At 45.8% G+C, this 17,642-nt stretch carries 18 protein-coding genes; 11 read left to right on the forward strand and 7 right to left on the reverse strand.

Annotation, left to right across the window (positions count from 1 at the left end; all coding sequences use genetic code 11):
• Positions 1 to 359: 359 nt before the first annotated feature.
• Positions 360 to 1,085, forward strand: coding sequence for a hypothetical protein (locus tag EL645_RS14555; RefSeq protein WP_126551179.1), 726 nt, complete (start codon positions 360 to 362; stop codon positions 1,083 to 1,085).
• A gap of 80 nt (positions 1,086 to 1,165) precedes the next feature.
• Positions 1,166 to 1,330 (forward strand): hypothetical protein, encoded by a 165-nt coding sequence (locus tag EL645_RS39300; protein WP_161977372.1) that lies wholly within the window; start codon positions 1,166 to 1,168, stop codon positions 1,328 to 1,330.
• Between the two features lie 863 nt (positions 1,331 to 2,193).
• On the opposite strand, the gene EL645_RS14560 is transcribed toward EL645_RS39300, so the two are convergent.
• The gene (locus tag EL645_RS14560) at positions 2,194 to 2,736 is read right to left on the reverse strand and encodes a DUF3159 domain-containing protein (protein ID WP_126551181.1); all 543 of its coding nucleotides are present in this window, start codon (positions 2,734 to 2,736) and stop codon (positions 2,194 to 2,196) included.
• A 256-nt stretch (positions 2,737 to 2,992) separates the two neighbouring features.
• Entirely contained in the window at positions 2,993 to 3,430 is a 438-nt protein-coding gene (locus tag EL645_RS14565) for a hypothetical protein (RefSeq protein WP_126551183.1), read from the reverse strand.
• 375 nt (positions 3,431 to 3,805) lie between these two features.
• Here EL645_RS14565 and EL645_RS14570 point away from each other — a divergent pair, with 375 nt between their 5' ends.
• The 6 genes from EL645_RS14570 (at position 3,806) to EL645_RS14595 (ending at position 10,011) form a co-directional block, all read left to right on the forward strand.
• A complete protein-coding gene (locus EL645_RS14570; protein ID WP_126551185.1) occupies positions 3,806 to 4,585 on the forward strand; it encodes a TspO-related membrane protein in 780 nt (259 codons plus the stop codon).
• 319 nt (positions 4,586 to 4,904) lie between these two features.
• The gene (locus EL645_RS14575) at positions 4,905 to 5,300 is read left to right on the forward strand and encodes a zinc-ribbon domain-containing protein (RefSeq protein WP_126551187.1); all 396 of its coding nucleotides are present in this window, start codon (positions 4,905 to 4,907) and stop codon (positions 5,298 to 5,300) included.
• Positions 5,297 to 5,584, forward strand: a complete 288-nt coding sequence (locus EL645_RS14580; protein WP_126551188.1) for a hypothetical protein — start codon at positions 5,297 to 5,299, stop codon at positions 5,582 to 5,584. Before EL645_RS14575 ends, EL645_RS14580 begins: the two co-directional genes overlap by 4 nt.
• Before the next feature lie 513 nt (positions 5,585 to 6,097).
• Positions 6,098 to 7,222, forward strand: coding sequence for a sigma-70 family RNA polymerase sigma factor (locus EL645_RS14585; RefSeq protein WP_126551190.1), 1,125 nt, complete (start codon positions 6,098 to 6,100; stop codon positions 7,220 to 7,222).
• A 132-nt stretch (positions 7,223 to 7,354) separates the two neighbouring features.
• Complete coding sequence (locus tag EL645_RS14590) at positions 7,355 to 8,317, forward strand: aldo/keto reductase family protein (RefSeq protein ID WP_126551192.1); 963 nt, start codon at positions 7,355 to 7,357, stop codon at positions 8,315 to 8,317.
• Positions 8,318 to 8,559: 242 nt separating this feature from the next.
• Complete coding sequence (locus EL645_RS14595; RefSeq protein WP_136625212.1) at positions 8,560 to 10,011, forward strand: acyltransferase family protein; 1,452 nt, start codon at positions 8,560 to 8,562, stop codon at positions 10,009 to 10,011.
• A gap of 168 nt (positions 10,012 to 10,179) precedes the next feature.
• On the opposite strand, the gene EL645_RS14600 is transcribed toward EL645_RS14595, so the two are convergent.
• A complete protein-coding gene (locus tag EL645_RS14600) occupies positions 10,180 to 11,316 on the reverse strand; it encodes a carboxylate-amine ligase (RefSeq protein ID WP_126551196.1) in 1,137 nt (378 codons plus the stop codon).
• A 321-nt stretch (positions 11,317 to 11,637) separates the two neighbouring features.
• Entirely contained in the window at positions 11,638 to 12,024 is a 387-nt protein-coding gene (locus tag EL645_RS14605; RefSeq protein ID WP_218031849.1) for a cytidine deaminase, read from the reverse strand.
• A 409-nt stretch (positions 12,025 to 12,433) separates the two neighbouring features.
• Here EL645_RS14605 and EL645_RS14610 point away from each other — a divergent pair, with 409 nt between their 5' ends.
• The 3 genes from EL645_RS14610 to EL645_RS14620 all read left to right on the forward strand — a co-directional run bounded on the left by EL645_RS14610 (position 12,434) and on the right by EL645_RS14620 (position 14,973).
• Positions 12,434 to 13,123 carry a response regulator transcription factor gene (locus EL645_RS14610; protein WP_246035543.1) on the forward strand — a complete coding sequence of 230 codons (690 nt, stop codon included), beginning with the start codon at positions 12,434 to 12,436 and terminating at the stop codon, positions 13,121 to 13,123.
• A gap of 301 nt (positions 13,124 to 13,424) precedes the next feature.
• On the forward strand, positions 13,425 to 14,429 hold the full coding sequence (locus tag EL645_RS14615) for a GspE/PulE/PilB domain-containing protein (protein WP_136625213.1): 1,005 nt from the start codon (positions 13,425 to 13,427) through the stop codon (positions 14,427 to 14,429).
• A 328-nt stretch (positions 14,430 to 14,757) separates the two neighbouring features.
• Positions 14,758 to 14,973: a helix-turn-helix domain-containing protein gene (locus tag EL645_RS14620; protein WP_218031850.1), complete on the forward strand. Its 216-nt coding sequence runs from the start codon at positions 14,758 to 14,760 to the stop codon at positions 14,971 to 14,973.
• Between the two features lie 152 nt (positions 14,974 to 15,125).
• Here the strand turns inward: EL645_RS14620 and EL645_RS14625 are convergent, their stop codons facing one another.
• From EL645_RS14625 to EL645_RS14635, 3 genes are read right to left on the reverse strand one after another with little or no spacing between them, the layout of a single operon-like run.
• Positions 15,126 to 16,055, reverse strand: coding sequence for a hypothetical protein (locus tag EL645_RS14625; protein ID WP_126551201.1), 930 nt, complete (start codon positions 16,053 to 16,055; stop codon positions 15,126 to 15,128).
• An 11-nt stretch (positions 16,056 to 16,066) separates the two neighbouring features.
• Entirely contained in the window at positions 16,067 to 16,675 is a 609-nt protein-coding gene (locus tag EL645_RS14630; RefSeq protein ID WP_126551203.1) for a GAF domain-containing protein, read from the reverse strand.
• Between the two features lie 20 nt (positions 16,676 to 16,695).
• Positions 16,696 to 17,292 (reverse strand): hypothetical protein, encoded by a 597-nt coding sequence (locus EL645_RS14635; RefSeq protein WP_126551205.1) that lies wholly within the window; start codon positions 17,290 to 17,292, stop codon positions 16,696 to 16,698.
• Between the last annotated feature and the right edge of the window lie 350 nt (positions 17,293 to 17,642).

Below are 17,642 nucleotides of genomic sequence, written 5' to 3' on the forward strand. Positions count from 1 at the left end.
CATTATCTCATGTGTGGAGTGTGGTTGGTGGGCGGCCGCAGCCGCCCACCAACCACACTCCACACGTTCAACCCGGCGCCGCAGGCGCCAAAGAGGAAAATTAAAAAGCTCTAATCCATCAGAAGCATATATTGACTATTAACCAGCATAAGAGATATGCTATAGCTAATGTGTTAGCATATCTCAAGCTCTAAAAGCAATCGTAAACGCCGCTAAGTCGCGGCTAGCTTTGCCGCCACAGCTCAGACTTTTTGAGCAGCATCATAGAAGAAACGCATTAAATCCCCTGGCGGCTATGCTCATACGATTGAGCGGCGTGCTATAGAAACGCATAATACTATATTTGCTGGTGGTAAAATATGGAAATAACATGGCGTGAACTACTTGGAAAAGTGGCCAGCGATCCTCTGGAACAGCAAAAAATACTTGATGCCTTGAATATCAACTCGATGACTTTAAGACGCTGGATTAATGGTGAAACCAATCCCCGCCCCCAGAATGTACGTTTACTCTTGAATGCCTTACCCCAGTATCGAAAACAACTATTGATGTTGCTCGCAGTAGAATTTCCCTTTCTTAATCAGGAAAACATGCTACAGGATGAGCAGTCAGCGTTGATCCCAGCCACATTTTATGTCCAGGTCATGACCGCATATGTCAGCGTCTCCCAGCACCTGCGATCCTCAAATGTAAGTAATTTGATTTTGCAGCAGATGTTGAAGCAGCTTGATCCCAATCTGGATGGGATGTTGATATATGTAGCGCAATGTGTCCCTCCAGCAGAAGGGCAGAAGATTCGTAGTTTGCGTGTGGTTTACGGTAGAGGTACTCCGCCCTGGAGTACCTATGTTGAATATCATCAGCAATTTTTCGGTGCTGAATCGCTGGTGGGTTATGCGGTCTCTCTGGGGCATCTAACGCCCCTACAGAGTCCTGAAGAGATCCAGCGTATCTTTCCTGATGAACAGATTGATGAAGTGAAGAGCGTCGTCGCAGCGCCTATCTTACTGGCCAATCAGACTGTTGGTGGTATTTACATTGCCAGTACCCAGAGGAATTTTTTCTCGCCAACTATCTATCCTTAATTCAAAAGTATGTCGAATTGATGTGCCTGGCTTTTGACAAGAACGAATTTTATTTATTATCGGATATTTCTTTAGGCGTTATGCCGTCACATGAGCAGCAGTTACCTATTTTGATTACTTTTCAAACCCGTGTGACACAACAGATTGTCCTGGCGGCCCAGGAGAATCGCACCATGACCCGTGTGCAGGCCGAAAAGATTGCCTGGCAGCAGCTGGAAGAGGATTTATTCCACTGCCCAAAATAGCATCAGGCCCACTGAATGCTTATTCAGTGGGCCTGACTATGATAACGGGACGGTGTTACTGGCTACCCTCACACAACCACACAACCCTCAATTGTAGCCAACCTTCAAACTTTCCTTGGAAGAAAAGCCACGTCCAGCAATCAAAAATCCCTGGATACCCCCCTGCTTTCCCCTCACATCACCTATGTTTGCTGTCATATCCCATCCACCCGGCATAACCCCACATCCATGACAGCCCAACACACTCCAGAAGACCAGGATTGCTCTGCGTGCTCGTTTACAGAGAACGAGGAAGTGTCATCGTTCCGCATATATTAACGACCATTATTACTCCCTACCAACCTTCCCTGCACTATAAATTCTACACCGTTATACACCAGATACTTTAAAAAATGGGATGAGCGAAGAGCAATGGAGACGATGGTTTGAACAAGTAGTAGTGACAAGTGGCAATTGCTTCTTCCCCAACCCTCGATGAGAGTATAACATGTGCTATAGTAAAAATCTATATTTTTCTTGTTTAATTATTCTTAACTTTTTAAATATTTAAAAGTTGTAATAATAGCAAATACAACATCTATTTAACGAATCGGGCCTTTGTTTAGCACAAAGGCTCGGTGAGAACCCATACCGTCTTCGATTTTATGAGCAGACTTTCATTGCATCGGTGCCCTTGAATGACCATTGTTTCATGCTTTTTAGTAGATGCTATTAAGACCCGTAGGCAGGAGGATCTTGCTCGCTATTGAGCTTATCCCATTGCTCTGCGTGGTCATTTGCCTGTTGCACACTCCACATAGTGAGCACAATATAGAAGAGGCAGGTGACCACCAGGATAGTTGAGGCCGAGAAGTCTAGCGGGATTAGCAGGAAGAGCAGTAACACAACGAGCGAAAGGAGAAGTTGTCCCAGCCCCAGACGTTATTCATGCGGAAAATCAGCTGGCGATATTCGGCGCTTTCCTGCCAATAATCTGTATAGTCCGCAATATGATCTGGGGTATGGGCATGGCAATAACGATCAATGTAGAAGAGCAGTGGCATACGCATCCAGCGTGTGAGTAGCGTCAATAGCCCCAGAATAGCGATGGGTAGTACATAATGTAGAATTGTTGCCAGTAATGGAGAAACATCTGGCAACAGGGCACCAAGCATGACCCAGAATATTACGTACAGAGCGGCCAGGGCGATCAGATCCAGACTTCGCTGCTGATTGTATTGCCATATCATATGGCTGAGAGGAAATAGGGCCACCAGCAATAATGCTGCCGGGCCTGCCAGGCGAGCAGCAAATAGTTGATACACCATATAGGGAAAGACCACATCGATGGCGATGGTTTGTAAAATGGTGCTGGGAATAACATTTGAAAAATTCAGGCGCCTGGGCGTGCTCCGTTCATTAGCCATGCCATAATCTCCTTTATACTGCCGACAATGTGAACAACATATATTGATTACAGTATGACACGGACCCTTCTGCGCGGCAACACCCCTCTATATCGTATGTCCATTTAGTGGAGGCTCATATTTTTCTTCACGTGCGTAGAGGCTGTCTCTAACTGACGTTTCAGATATTCACGTTCGGCTAAGTGGCCCAGAATATCGACTCGTTTCATCGTAGCATTAAAAACAAACTTCTTTCCATCCTGACGCCAGATCTTAACTACTGATGTGGGCTCACTCCTCCGACGTTGGAGGCTCGTTTATAGTGCACCTTCTTCATCTGTTCCCAGCGTATTACCTCGGCCCGCCCATTTAGAATCCGCACAATGCCAGCTGTGTAAATATGTACATGCAGGTTGCGACGAAAAGGTAGACGCAATGGTTTATAGTCACGTAACCAGCTAACCGAAAGAATGGATAGATATAGAAGAGAAACAATACTTACCAGTATATAGTAGGTAGTGCTACTCATTTCAAAGCTCATAGAAAAAATGAAACCAACTATGAGCATAATAATCATACCTGGAATTGCCATGCTCAAATAGAGCGCATAAAAGAGATCAGAAGACTGATAATCTACCTTCAATGTAACTACAAATTGATCCAGTTTATGCTGCTCACCGAGTTGACACGCCTCTGCCAGCATCTGATCCGACATATACAGTGCAACCTCCCTGATTGTTTAGGGTGAGATAGGTAGAAAGGAATAATTCGGCCATAGGAAGTATTTCTATGGCTAGCACGGACAACAATTGTTCCTGGTTTCATTGTACAAGCAAGCAATATTCCTGACTGTATACATTCAAGGGAATATATCTAATAAACACTACTATGACGCAATAAGACACGAACCTGGATAATATCTATGGTTAATAAGTCAAAAAATGAGCTCCAGAAGCATCTGCCCTGTTTTTTTGGTCGATGACCTTCTGTAGTTTTTTTGCAAAGCTATACGATCCGGCCATTTCTTGCATCAACAATGTAAGTAGATGGTTCAAATTTGATAAATGGTCAGGGTTAAGGAGAGTTGTATATGACAAAAGATATTACCAGGCAGATCATCAATGTAGTGGTGACTATTGCAACCGTTTTACTAAATGTTTTTAGCAGTAATGTCTTTGGGCGCAGTGTTGGTGAAGTTTCGCGACAGTATCCCGTGTCCATTACCCCTGCTAACTATGCTTTTGCCATCTGGGGCATTATTTACCTGGGTTTGATCGCTTTTGCTATCTATCAGGCGTTGCCAGCACAAAGGACAAATCCACGTTTACGGCGTATCGGTTACTGGTATGCACTGAGCTGTATTGCCAATGTAGGCTGGGAATATGTGTGGCTGAATGAACGGATAAACCTGAGCCTGCTGCTGATGGCTATTTTGTTGCTTTCGTTACTGGTTATCTATATTCGGACGAACATCAACAAAGAGAGTGCATCGCCACTCGAAAGCTGGTGTCTGAACGCACCCTTTGGTCTATATCTGGGTTGGATTACAGTTGCCAGCATCGTTAATACCGCCGTAGTGCTGGCTAATCTGGGTTGGAATGGTGCCGGCATCAGTCCTATCGCCTGGACAGCAATATTGCTGGTGATTGGAACGGCGGTAGCTGTTTATGTGGGCCTGACATGCGTAGATATAGCTTTCCTGGCAGTAATTGTCTGGGCATATATAGCGATACTGGTCAAGAATAGCGGTACTCCTGCCATCACTATTACTGCCGCTATCATGGTCATAATTATTCTGGCAACTATCCTTACGATTGCCCTACGCAGAAAGAGCCTGTTACGTTGGGCCGGGGCGCCAGTTTACTCTTAATCGATAGTCTCTTTTTCTTCTTTCTCTCATTTGCATAAGAGGGACGCACATAGCATGGGCCAATGGAGTTTTACCAGACTTGTGCGTTATTATAGAATGTATGCAAATAATATTGAAGAGCAAGCGCATGCCCCTCACTGTTCTGCTTTGTATGCCATTATAGCGTGGAAGCAGAACAGTATAGGTAATATATGTGTATACCAATGCCTTTATTTTGATCTCAATAAAGAATAGCAGAGCAATATATTTGTTTGTTCAAGTAAGCTGGTCTGTGATATTTTAGATACGCGATAAAGGGATGATAGAGGAGAAGAAATGCATGAAGCGTTGTAAGAATTGCCAGTATGAAAATGCTCCTGAAAGTATGTATTGCGAACGGTGCGGGGCCTCGCTGGATAATGATTATACCACTATCGAGTACACAACCCCTGCGCAGTCAATGTATAGAACCGTCAAGAGTGAGACCCTGGTACCGCCGCCGCCGCCACCTCCAGACATATTAGCGGCTTATCCTCCACCACAACAAGGCAACAACTATGGCTATCCTATGTCTAATAACGCCCCTATGCCTATGACTTTGCCGCTACAGTTCCTGTCTCTCCTGAGACCACAAATGAACGCAGTACCATTGGTTCCGTTATCAGCAGCCTTCTCTATCTATGGGGTATTTTCTGGGCGGCCTTTGGCTTATTTGGTACCTTCTCCGCAACTTTGACCCCGAATGTTGATGCCGTGATACTTGTGGGCGTCTTTATTATCGGAATTATTGTACTGATTCTATTACTTATTTTTTATAAAGAGGCGCGTATACGGAGCCGGTGGCGGCTGATATGGACTCTCGTCGCTTCGGTATTAGATTTTCTGGTGTTGATAGCCGCGGAAGGGCTGGTGATGATCCAGCATCTACCATCCTCAGTAGAGCCAGCTGTCACTGACTACTATCTCGGCATACCGCTCTGTCTCTATGGCTTTGTCGTTGCTGTGCTGGCTTTCCTTTAATATTGTAGAGTATATTGTATTGTTATTCCGTCTCGGGATGCTTACCTCACAGGTTTCATAGAGGTGTGGTAGAAATTGCGCAGATACACAATTTCTACCACACCTCTATGATTTTTGAGTGCCACAGGCGCGAACCATCCTCATAAGCTTCCTCGCTCCAGTCTAATGAGTGAAATTCCACATTTCTAGAAATATCTTCATCTTTTGCCGATACATTTTTCGATTTTTTGATGGAGTCTTACTCGCTTTGAAATAGATATTTCGCCGCTTATCAAGCTTATAAGCAGTGCTGAGATCACCTTTTTATCAAAAAAATAAATGAGTATCTGTATAATTGTGCGCCTTCGAGAGGATTTGGCATGATTCTTGCAAAGTAGTAATAGTGAGAGAGCAATGTACAAAACATTGAAGGTCTACCTATTCAAACAGATAGGCTGGAGGTAGCCAGCAATAGAGTTTTCTTGGAGTTGTGTGTATTGCACTATGATGCGTGATCAGAAGGAGTTAGGTGGTATGGCGGCAAGAACAATCAACGCAACAAAAAATATCGAGACGCGGGTTTCTGAAAAAGTAGAAAAGAAACGCCGGACCAAAGAAGTCGTTTTTGATGAGGCTCCGCTAGAAGACGAAAAAGATTTCTTCTATGATACTGACGAAGAGCTACAAGATATAGAAGAAGACCAGCGTATGGCAGTGGATGATGCCGTAAAGCAATATTTAAAAGAAATAGGTATGTATCCTTTGTTGACATCTGAGCAAGAATTGCAATTAGCCGAGCGGGTTTCACGTGGAGATCTGCGGGCGCGCCAACATCTTATCGAGGCTAACCTGCGCTTAGTTGTAAGTATTGCCAAGCGTTATTCAAATCAAGGCCTGCCATTATTGGACCTCATCCAGGAAGGTAATATTGGTTTAATGCGGGCAACGCAAAAGTTCGATTATCAGCGAGGATTTCGTTTTAGCACCTATGCGACCTGGTGGATTCGGCAGGCCATCAGCCGTGCGATTGCGGAACATTCACGCAGTATTCATATTCCAGTGCATGTCGTAGAACTTATTTATAAAATCAAGCGCATTGCCCGTCGTATGTATCAAGAACAGGGGATTGAGCCCTTACCAGAGCAGATTGCAGCGGAAATGGGTTTACCGCGTGAGCGGATTGTGGAATTGCTCAATGCATCCGAACAGCCGATCTCCCTGGATGCCCCGATGGCTGACGATGAAGAGTATCACCTGGCCGACGCCATCGAAAATACCAACACAACTGTTCCCATCGACCAGACCGCCAACCAGTTACTCCAATCCCAGATCGAGCAGGCCCTGACCGTGCTCAGTCCTCGTGAACGCACCATTATAGAGATGCGCTATGGACTTAAAGAAGGACACTCACTCTCCCTGGACGAGGTCGGTACTATTTTTCGTCTGACCCGTGAGCGTATCCGCCAGATTGAAGTTAAAGCGCTGCGCAAGCTACGTTACCCAGAACGCTACGAGGGGTACGCGAACTTGCCAGGGCGTAATGTATTTCCCTGGCTGTCAGTAGCCCTATTTTTATCATTATGTTTCAGCGCATATTTTGCTGTAAAAGAGCTTTCCACCTCGGCCTGGAAAGCTCTTTTTACGTATTACAGGGGTTAGCAAGCGCATCTAAAAGTCCTGTTATATCGTATGTGTAAAAGATACAATATTAACTCTTCGTAAGAACCTCCGTCACATAGAGGAGGCAAAGAATCGCCCGCCAGGGTGATGATACTAGAAGGATATCTACTCATGGAATACCGCCATTTAGGACGTGCTGGCGTAAAAGTCAGTGCTGTTTCTCTTGGAAGCTGGTTGACCTACGGCAACTCAACCGAAGAACAGACCGCGATCGATTGTATCCATCGTGCTTATGAAAGCGGAGTAAACTTCTTTGATACCGCTAATGTTTACAACCGTGGCGAAGCCGAGAAAGTCGTTGGACGCGGACTGAGCGAGTATCGCCGTGATTCATATGTGCTGGCCACCAAAGTATTTTTCCCGATGGGCGATGGCCCTAACGATCGCGGGCTTTCGCGTAAACATATCATCGAGCAGTGTAACGCCAGCTTGAAGCGACTGGGCACTGATTATATCGACCTGTATCAATGCCATCGCTATGATCCTGAGACCCCGATCGATGAGGTATTGCGTGCGCTGGACGACCTGGTTACCCAGGGTAAAGTATTATATGTTGGTGTCTCAGAATGGTCGGCGACCAATATTGCCGATGCCGTTTACACCGCTCGCGAAATGAATCTGGACAAGATCGTTTCTAACCAGCCAATCTATAACATGTTAAATCGCTATATTGAGCGTGATGTGATCCCATTGTGCGAGCGCGAAGGTATTGGACAGGTTGTCTTCTCCCCATTAGCGCAGGGAGTGTTGACAGGTAAATACAAGTCGGGTCAGCAGCCTGGAGCCGATACACGTGCGGGCAACAGCCAGATCAACGGTTTCATGGGCGACATGATGAATGACAAAACCCTGACAGCGGTTCAGGAATTGCAGAAACTGGCTAATGAGGGTGGCTACAAAGTCAGCCAGCTGGCTCTGGCCTGGATTCTGCGCCAGAAGAATGTCAGCTCGACTATCATTGGTGCATCGCGTCCAGCCCAGGTTGAAGAGAACGTCAAGGCCGCTGATATCAAACTAAGCGACAGTGATCTGCAACGCATCGACTCCATCCTTGAAGGCGTTGTACATTACTAAGATTGACGAGGATCATAAATAAGCAAGCAATAAATAATATATTAAATGTCATTTTCGCATGAATGGACCTGCTGTTTTAGGATATTACTGAAACAGCAGGTTCATTCGTGTTCCTTCCCCGACATCTCCCTGTTCCTGACACATCAATGTGTATAAATCAGTCTGAATATGGCATTTTAGAAACGGTTTATACTGACTAAAAAGCACAAGAAGTGTGTTACAAAAGAGTGGATGGTGTTGATGTGGGAGATGAACGCAGCTTTTCCTCAATCCTGGCGCTTATAGGTCAGAGAATGCATAGCGCAGGCCAGTCAATCAGCCAATTTTTGGATGATGGCAAGCACAAAAACTCCATTCCCGTCCTGGATGGAGTTCGTGGGATTGCCTGTCTGTCAATTATCACGTTCCACATGAATCTGATTGCCCGTTTCAATGGCATATGGACTCCAGCGCTAGATGGGCCGGGGGCATTTGCCAGTGCGGCCTCGCTCTTTGGAGAAGCGGGCGTAATACTCTTCTTTGTCTTATCTGGTTTTCTCTTATTTCTGCCCTATTGCCGTGCTATGTTAACGGATACCCCCTGGCCTTCTGTGAGACGTTTCTATCTTCGCCGTGCTTTTCGCATTTTTCCTGGTTATTATGTTGCCTTATTCTTGATGCTCATCTTTCTAAGTCCGGAATATCTCAATTGGAGCCATCTCCACGCCGTCTGGCTATTTATCACTTTCCGCATGGACTTTCCACTAACCTTTCAGTTAGTCAATGCACCATTCTGGACGCTGGCGTTGGAATTTCAATATTATCTGGTTTTGCCGTGGTTGGCGCTGGCAATCGCATGCCTGGTGCGCAGAGGGAAGCAACGCGGGCGTTTAATAAAGCTAGCTGGGTGTCTACTGTTGCTGTTTGTTTATGGGGTAGGAACGCGTTACTGGATGATTGTACTTGGGGGAGAGGGTCCGCTGAGCCAGATTTTCTCGCCCTTCTGGCTTGAACAGTTAAAACTTTATAGCTATGGTTCTGTCGGCAAAGACTATGAAGTCTTTGCCAGTGGCATGCTAGTTGCTGGTATCTATAGCTACACACACATTATTGCTCCCATTGGTCGTCTCAGCCACCTGATCCGTCGTCTCAGCCCATTTCTTTTCTTACTTGGACTGACCCTGCTATACATGATCAGCCTCTGGCACTTTTATCTACTTTTTCCTGGCAAAACGTTACACTTTCTGGACCCCTATAAAGAATCTCTGTACTATTACAAAGATATTTTCCAACCACTCCTTTATGGCATCAGTTTTGCACTATGCATTCAAGGTCTACTCTATGGAGCGACCTGGCTTAAACGCCCCTTTGAATGGGGACCGCTGCGTTGGACGGGCTTGATTTCCTATAGTTTGTATATCTGGCATTACTCTATTTGCTTACTGTTTATTGGGTATTGCTTGCCAAGATTTCAGCCCTTGAACTGGGGTCAGCCAGCGTTATTTACAGTGGATTGGTTATGGATCCTCATCACGGCATTTCCATTGTCGATTGTGCTTTATAAGGTCGTGGAGATACCTGGGATGCGTCTGGGGGAAAAAATCTGTAAACGTTTTGAGCGGCCGAAGAAATATGCTCCTGGCACAGAAGAGCCATTGCCCGCAGAGGTCGCCGCAAGAGGGCATCAAAGCATTGCTGTTGATAACAAAGCCTGACCAGCCAAACTTTATTCCCCATCTCTACATGATAAATGCTGGAAGACCGCCTCGTCGCGGTCTTCTAGTATTTTGCATGCAGCCTGACACTATGCAGGAGGGCAGGTGCAGATACTCGATCTTCTCATACTGGCATCCTGATGTAGGAAGCAGCGAGAAAGGGTTATCTTATTGTGGTGTACCCACAATAGAGTCCGGCGAGCAGTGCAACATCGTGCGTTGCATTAGATAATTAGTAACCGCCTGAACGCTCTTCGTCTCATCATAAACCGCGATCTGGCGGTCAGCTCCTGTCCCATAGGGATCATCCAATAGGGCCCGAAGATAGTTAACTTCGCGCCGAATATCCAATTGGTCTACGACATCCTCAACAAAATCCAGCGTCTCGTGTAGCGATTCACGCATGGTCAGGCGGCGATTTTGATGGAAATCAACAATTATCGCGTCCAACCCATAGCGTGCTGCCTTCCATTTATTTTCTTCGATATAGTTATTAGGCAGCACTGTCGTTGACATATTATGCTCATAGAGCCAGGTCAATTTGCAGACCAATGCCTGACAGAGAGCCGCGATCGCCATAGTATCTTCGAACGTAGAGGGCATATCGCAGACACGAAATTCAATTGTATCGAAGAAAGGATGAGGGCGAATGTCCCACCAGATCTTCTTGGCATTATCAATGCAGCCATTGCGCATCAGGCTAGATACGTAACAATCAAAATCCGTGGTGGAAGAAAAGAGATTGGGAATACCGGAGCGAGGGAAGCGCTTCCAAACAATAGAGCGATAAGATTTGAGACCTGTATTGCGATCGATCCAAAAAGGAGAATTAGAAGAAAGCGCGAGCAGATGAGGAATCCAGGTACGCAATTGGTTCATCAGTGGCACCGCCAGCTCATGATCATCGATGCCAACGTGGACATGCAGGCCGCAGATCAAAATTGAGCGACCAACATCCTGGAACTCATCTTCAAGTTCCTCATAACGTTGATTGATAGTACGTAGTTGATCACTCCAATGTGCGCTGGGGTGAGTACCGGCACTGATCATCGCCAGCCCTTCACCTTCCAGGATCTGCGCCAACTTTATACGGCGTGCAGACAGATCTTGACGCAAAGCATGAATATCCTTACATACTACTGTAATAATCTCTACCATGGATTGCAGCATCTCAGCCTTTATTTGCTCTCCAAAGATTGGAATGCCCTTATCTAGAACGGTATGCACATGAGATGCCAGTTGTCCTGTATTTTTGTCGACCATTTGAAACTCTTCTTCGACGCCAAGAGTAAAACGTGGTGACATCGCTTTCTCCTTTCGGATAATATCAGCGTGCAGGTGTCGAGCGAATATACATGGGGCCGCCTACAGGAGAAGAAGAACCCAGGGAAAAACGGAAGTGAGAAGCTGCGGCAGAAAAGATAACAGCAGCTACCGCTGGCGGGAGAGTGTATGGTTGTAGCGGCCATTGTGCGCGCTTGCGCCAGACCAGCATAAAAGCACCTCTGAAAGAACGCTTTCAAGCATAGGTTGCACTAGATCAGGCACTACACTAAAAAAGTATTGGGACTTATAGCGTACACAAGGGCCCTATATATGTCAAGGGGGTAAAGCAGCACAAAACGATCACAATTTGAAGGCAAACGGCAGCAGATCTGAGACCTGGAAATCCTGGTCGCAGCCATCAATATAAATTGTTGCTCGAGGGGCCAGATCAGCGATCCATTGGCGGCAAGCGCCACAGGGCATACGCTCATAGTCAGGAGCTTCAGCGGGGGCATCGATACAGGCAATCGCAATCTGAGTAATATTTTTTGCCTGGGCCGTCACTGCGGCTGAAAGGGCTGAGCGCTCAGCGCACAAAGTCAGGCCAAAGCTAGAGATCTCAATATTCACGCCAACATAAAGCTGCCCATCTGCCACCAGGGCTGCTCCCACTCGAAAATGAGAATAAGGACAATGTGCTCCGCGAGCTGTTTCGCGAGCCAGGGCTAACAGCGTTTCTTTTTCCATCAACAACTCATCTTTCTATCCTATCTTCATTGCGCTCGCTTTCCTGTTTCAGCATTTTGTTTTCTCAAGCCCACAGAAGCCTATGCATCAGATGCATATTTACGCGCTGCTACAATCTAACTCTTTTGCCAACCTACGTCAAGCCGATCATTACTATCCATTACTTCAGTATGACCAGGGGTGTTTTATAGAGAGATATAGAACATAATTTTGTCGTTCTATAGCCCATTTTGTATCATAATGTTACTGAGCTTTATTCCATCCCGTTACTACAAACGGATACATATCTAGAACTTATTTTTTTATATGGCAATGCTAAGATCATAGCGGCATTGACGATTGCTTTCATAGCATATCGGTACATCCTAGTATTGTAATGTAGGACGAGTAGGAGGCTGAATTGAAAATCATGGTGGCGGATGATGACCGCGACATGGTAGACATGCTAAGCTACTGGCTCAAAGGCCACGGCTATGATGTTGTCCGAGCATTTGATGGGGAACAAGCGATCAAGCGATGGAGGGAAACCTTACCAGATCTGGTAATTTTAGATATTCAGATGCCCAAGCTTGATGGCTTTGAAGTTTGCCGCCAGATGCGTACCGAAACAAACTCCATGGTAATGATCTTGACTGCGCACGACCGTGAAGATGACGAGGTAAGAGGCCTGGAAATGGGGGCAGACGATTATCTGCGCAAACCTTTTAGTCCGCGGCAATTGCTGGCTCGCATTAAGGCAGTGATGCGGCGTGCTTCCAACACCCGTGGTCCAGCCGGCTCATCGGCAATCACGGTAGGGCCTGTCACGCTCGATGCAATGAGACACGAAGTTACCCGTGACGGAACAAAAGTACGCCTCACACCCACCGAAAGTCGCCTATTGCATTTATTAATTTCGCATACGGGCCAGGTACTGACCACAGATATGATCATCGAGAGAGTCTGGGGTTATGATGAGGCTGGAGATTCCGGCCTGGTAAAGACGCATATTCGGCACTTACGGCAGAAGGTTGAGCCTGATCCTAATTCACCTCAATATATCATGACCGTACCAGGTGTAGGCTATACATTTACGGCGCCGATCTCTATAGAACCATAAGCAGATTTTTGTGCAAGCACAAGAGTCGCTCATCCCAATGGCAAGGAAGTCCAGGATGCTTATTGGCACTTGAACTAAAAACCTTGCCAATTTTTTTAGCAACCAGGCGGCATTTGTGGGAACTTAACCGTAACTAGAGCATTTTAACCATACCATAACATAATGCCCAGGCTTTTCGACAGAAATGGCGCCTATACTTAAATCATCATCAATGTTCTTGTATCTGTGTGTGCAAATGTAATGGTTATGAGCAAGATACTCTCTGGCTATGCCAGGAAGAGAATAAAGTGTGGGCAGTAGAATGACGCAGAAGAAAAAAGCTGTATCTCTTCAGGCATCGAATATCTCGCAGCTTTCATCCAGGTTAAAACGTCGTGTTGATCCGGCCATGGCGGCCTGCGAGCCATGCACATGTGTAGTGTTTGATAAAGTTTTTCCGGCAGGTATAGCAAGACAGGACGAGGGCTATGATGAAGATCAGCGCGTACCTGTTTCACCAGAGCTAAGCCAGAAAGTTCTGGCGATCTTGAACGAATTTTTACCTGTGCAGGAGCCAATCAGTGTCATTTTGCTGCACATAGTACAGAGAGAAGCTCCTCCACTGGCACCTCAATCTGAGGTACTTTATCGGCGGAAACGTTACCATGTCGCGGCAGGTCTATTACATCAAGTACTGACCCATGTGCGGCGCGTCCTACGTGTAGATGACAATTTATTCATTCAAGAGGCCTCGGGGGCCGCTATCATTTTCCCGGGAGTAGATCAGGCAGGAAAGCAAAAGATTCTGGAGCGCATCTATCATAGCGTCTGTTTATTGCAGGCTGAAACAACAGAGCCACCATTGACGAGAGAGACAACGATTGCTCTCGGAGGGGCCACATATCCCAGGTCAATTGCCTCATTTGAGCAATTCTATTATCAGCTAGGGAATGCCAGATATACACTAACCCTGCGTCCGGCTATTAATGCCCACATTCGAGGTGTCAAGCCGATGCCAGTGGTGGAGCTTTCGCCGATCTATTTAAGCTATGCACAACACGAGGAGGCTGCCAGAGAACAACGGATACCGTATATGGAATTGCCGCGGGCTCTGCCAGACCGCTTAACCCAATTGATTCCCCATCAGGTTGCCTGTGAGCTCTGTTGTGTACCTGTTGGTCAGGAACAACAATGTTTGACTGTCGCTATGCGTGAACCGACTAATGTCGCAAATATCGCACGCTTACAAGAGTTGACTGGTTGTTCGATTTTTCCTGTGGCTTGTGAAGAACAGGAACTGAACAATTTATTGACCGACGGCTGGTAAAAAAATCTTAACATCATATAATAAAAGAAGGGAGAGAGCACTAAAACACGATAGAGCAAAATGAAACGTTACGAAACTTCATGTTATGAGTAATAAAACAAAGAAGGTTGTTAAATCCTGAGCCGTGTGGATTGGTAGGTAGTGAATATCGAACCAGGCTACGATTAAAATTAACCAGATCGCAACTATTCCTTAACATGAAAGCGTATCAACATTGGTTACTATAACATGCAATGAGACAATAACAGCATCATTAGTAATGTTCTCAGCGCTACATTGTTAGTGTCAAGTGCACTTATTTATTAGTTTATTTTTAAGGAGAGGATCCATGGTCGTACAGATGCTTCAGGAAGATGTTCTGCTGACTTTCAAAGAAGCAATGAGTTACCTGCGTGTTAGCCGCTCAACTCTTTATCGCCTCATGTGGTCAGGACAGCTTACTGGACATAAGGTTGGGAGTACCTGGCGCTTTTATCGCGAAGATCTCCGTGCCTGTGTCGGGCGTGAGGTTCCTATGGCGACGGTATCAAATTCTGCTAATTAATTATTTATCTCTCCATTTTATACGTTATATCAGAAAATACCTATCTCGTTCATAGAGAACTTACAAACAAGAAATCATAAATGAAAGACGGGTCACCTTTTTTAGGTGACCCGTCTTTCATTTATGATTTCTTGTGGGGATGCTGAGAGCAGTTAAAGCTGATCGTAGCTGATAATTTTCCATTGATTATTAATAAGTTTTAATTTTAGATGGGCCGTGTATGACTTTTTTTGTCGGGATATATCAACATTAATGGAAAAGCTATCCAGGTTACTGCCATCATAGTTGGTTATTTGCGGTTGGCCTGGTGTGTAGCGCAAGAGCGGACCATAGAGTTCGTCTTGCCGGCTGGCCTGGGCAATAAACTGATCTCTCGAAGTGTTTGGGAGACTCAAATAGTTATAAGCCTGGGTATATTGTTTATTCTGAACTGCACTATAATAGTCACTGATCAACTGGTTACCATTAATGACGGCATTGTATGCCTGGCTGTATGTGTTGCCAATGAATGAAGAGCCAGCCCAGGCACATAAGCCACAGCTTGCCAGAAGAACAACGGCCAGCACCGAAATGAGAATCCAGGTCCATTTACGTGATTGCTTGACTGGAGGCGGACCCGGTACAAAAGGTGGTGCTTGCACTCCAGGATACTGCTGTCCTTGTGGATAGGCGGGATAGCCTGGCGGTGGCATTTGATGACCAGCTGGCGGCTGTTGATATCCCGGACCATAGTCAGGTGGCATAGGCTGTCTCTGCCATTCGGGAGGTACAGCAGGGCGAGCAGGTGGCATAGAAGGAGAAGCCGGGCGCTCTGCCGGCGTCCACGGAGCATCTGGAGACGACGATTGTGCCAGCGCCTTTTCATAGAATGAAGGTGGCGGCGGATAGATCTGCCCCTGGCGGATTGCCTCACTGTCCTCAGTAGCAGCTGTCTTCTCTGGCGTAGCTATGTTCAGCTGCCCCTGTTCATGTGTTCCAGCAATTGGAGCATCAACGGAGGCCTCTGAAGTACTATAACCAGCAACAGGAGGCTGATCGATCAGCGGCTGTTTTTCTTCTGGTGATTGATCGGAACTTTGCATAATTATTTACTCTATCCAAAGAATCGTGAACGATTGGATGGATTCGATATTTCATGGACAAATTTCTGTTGTTCTAGTATCCTATGCGCTTCGTCCTCAAACTCTAATTCCATCTCATGTTGAATCCAAAACTCGGCATCTCGACGTGAAGTCGAATGCTTATGAGCATAAGCAATAATGCGATTTAGATACGTTCGATTGATTTCTTCCCGTTGCCAGTGTAGTGGCGGCATCGGCCTGAGATGTAAGAGGGCTGAGGGATGAAATTCTCGATCGCACAACGCTACTCCCATCAGTAAGGCATATTCTGTCACTGCTTGGCAAGCAGTAGGATCTTTGAAGAAATCTGGTTGCGTACTGGAGGCTATCAATACGCCTGCTAGCAAGCTTCCCCGTAGGATGGGAACGGCACAGGCACTATGCTCATGTTCATCGATTTCTACCAATGCACGATTATCATCCATATCATTCCACACTTGGATTCGTTGAAGAACCGCGGCTGAGCCTACCAATGTTGTACTTCCTAAAAAGGCCTTGCTATCAACTGTATCGGGCCAGGGAGAATGGCCACGCATTTTGACTTCACGCAAAGAATGAATACCATCTTCATGGGTTGACATCAGTTTGGCGTAGGTAATTGCTAACCCTGGTTATTGGTATCTAAATGTTCCAGTGCATCGCTAAAAATGATTTCAGAAATTTGCCAGAAGCGTGTATCATCGTCCTGGCTATTGGCGACCAGTTCCAGCACGCGTTGGTAGACCTCTTTACTCACTTCCCGTGTATTTAGCACCGGTGTGCCCAGGATCTCGCCAAAGGTTTGATTAATGGCGGCTATCAATTGTGTTCGATGTTCAGGTATGACTTCGGGCAGCCTTTTTAAATGGGTGGTGCGTGGTTCGGAGGTACCATTCATCCAACGATAAACGGTATTTTCCGCCACTACTAATTCTCTGGCTACGCGTGACAACTCCGCTCTATCGCGATGCATAATAGTTTGCAGCAATAAGCTAAAAGGTGTAGCCGCATCATCATCCGCGTCCTGTAAAGACTTTTCTTCCACGTTTGCAGTGCTGGTCACAGACTCTTTAGTTGAAGTGTATGTTGGGGAGTTTGCCGCAATCTTATTGCGGTGTCCACCCTTTTTAGCCGTGGCTTCCGACCCCTTTGGGCGAGTGCCCGGTGGACGGCCACGCTTCTTTTTTTGTTGTTCATCAGGGACCGACCCATTACCCATGATATATTCCTTATGTATTTTATAATAGTACAATTTTCACGAGCAGCATGGTTACTATTATAACATAGATGACATACAGAATGTTATACAAAATAGAAAAATTTTAATCGGTTTTTTATGTGTTAAGAGTATAGAATATGTAACTTATGCTACATAATAAACATGTTAAAACCGTGTTGATCTAGCTCCTCTTCCCAAGCATAAGCAGTGCTTGTAAAACTCCCACCTTTCTTAACGTTTGGATAGTATTAATTATTTTTAATATTTTCAATCTCAAACGCTAATACATTACAATGTTTAAACGGAAGTACTCCAATGTCAAACAATATATTGCTTTTTCATAATATAGC

Source organism: Dictyobacter kobayashii, assembly GCF_003967555.1.
GTDB classification, from domain to species: domain Bacteria; phylum Chloroflexota; class Ktedonobacteria; order Ktedonobacterales; family Ktedonobacteraceae; genus Dictyobacter; species Dictyobacter kobayashii.

Excerpts from the sequence above, each read along its gene's own strand:
- EL645_RS14575 (WP_126551187.1), top strand. The coding sequence starts at position 4,905 with ATGAAGCGTTGTAAGAATTGCCAGTATGAAAATGCTCCTGAAAGTATG.
- EL645_RS14600 (WP_126551196.1), bottom strand. The coding sequence starts at position 11,316 with ATGTCACCACGTTTTACTCTTGGCGTCGAAGAAGAGTTTCAAATGGTC.
- EL645_RS14570 (WP_126551185.1), top strand. The coding sequence starts at position 3,806 with ATGACAAAAGATATTACCAGGCAGATCATCAATGTAGTGGTGACTATT.
- EL645_RS14590 (WP_126551192.1), top strand. The coding sequence starts at position 7,355 with ATGGAATACCGCCATTTAGGACGTGCTGGCGTAAAAGTCAGTGCTGTT.
- EL645_RS14555 (WP_126551179.1), top strand. The coding sequence starts at position 360 with ATGGAAATAACATGGCGTGAACTACTTGGAAAAGTGGCCAGCGATCCT.
- EL645_RS14615 (WP_136625213.1), top strand. The coding sequence starts at position 13,425 with ATGACGCAGAAGAAAAAAGCTGTATCTCTTCAGGCATCGAATATCTCG.
- EL645_RS14635 (WP_126551205.1), bottom strand. The coding sequence starts at position 17,292 with ATGGGTAATGGGTCGGTCCCTGATGAACAACAAAAAAAGAAGCGTGGC.
- EL645_RS14620 (WP_218031850.1), top strand. The coding sequence starts at position 14,758 with ATGGTCGTACAGATGCTTCAGGAAGATGTTCTGCTGACTTTCAAAGAA.
- EL645_RS14625 (WP_126551201.1), bottom strand. The coding sequence starts at position 16,055 with ATGCAAAGTTCCGATCAATCACCAGAAGAAAAACAGCCGCTGATCGAT.
- EL645_RS14585 (WP_126551190.1), top strand. The coding sequence starts at position 6,098 with ATGGCGGCAAGAACAATCAACGCAACAAAAAATATCGAGACGCGGGTT.
- EL645_RS14565 (WP_126551183.1), bottom strand. The coding sequence starts at position 3,430 with ATGTCGGATCAGATGCTGGCAGAGGCGTGTCAACTCGGTGAGCAGCAT.
- EL645_RS39300 (WP_161977372.1), top strand. The coding sequence starts at position 1,166 with ATGCCGTCACATGAGCAGCAGTTACCTATTTTGATTACTTTTCAAACC.
- EL645_RS14630 (WP_126551203.1), bottom strand. The coding sequence starts at position 16,675 with ATGTCAACCCATGAAGATGGTATTCATTCTTTGCGTGAAGTCAAAATG.
- EL645_RS14560 (WP_126551181.1), bottom strand. The coding sequence starts at position 2,736 with ATGGCTAATGAACGGAGCACGCCCAGGCGCCTGAATTTTTCAAATGTT.
- EL645_RS14605 (WP_218031849.1), bottom strand. The coding sequence starts at position 12,024 with ATGGAAAAAGAAACGCTGTTAGCCCTGGCTCGCGAAACAGCTCGCGGA.
- EL645_RS14610 (WP_246035543.1), top strand. The coding sequence starts at position 12,434 with ATGGTGGCGGATGATGACCGCGACATGGTAGACATGCTAAGCTACTGG.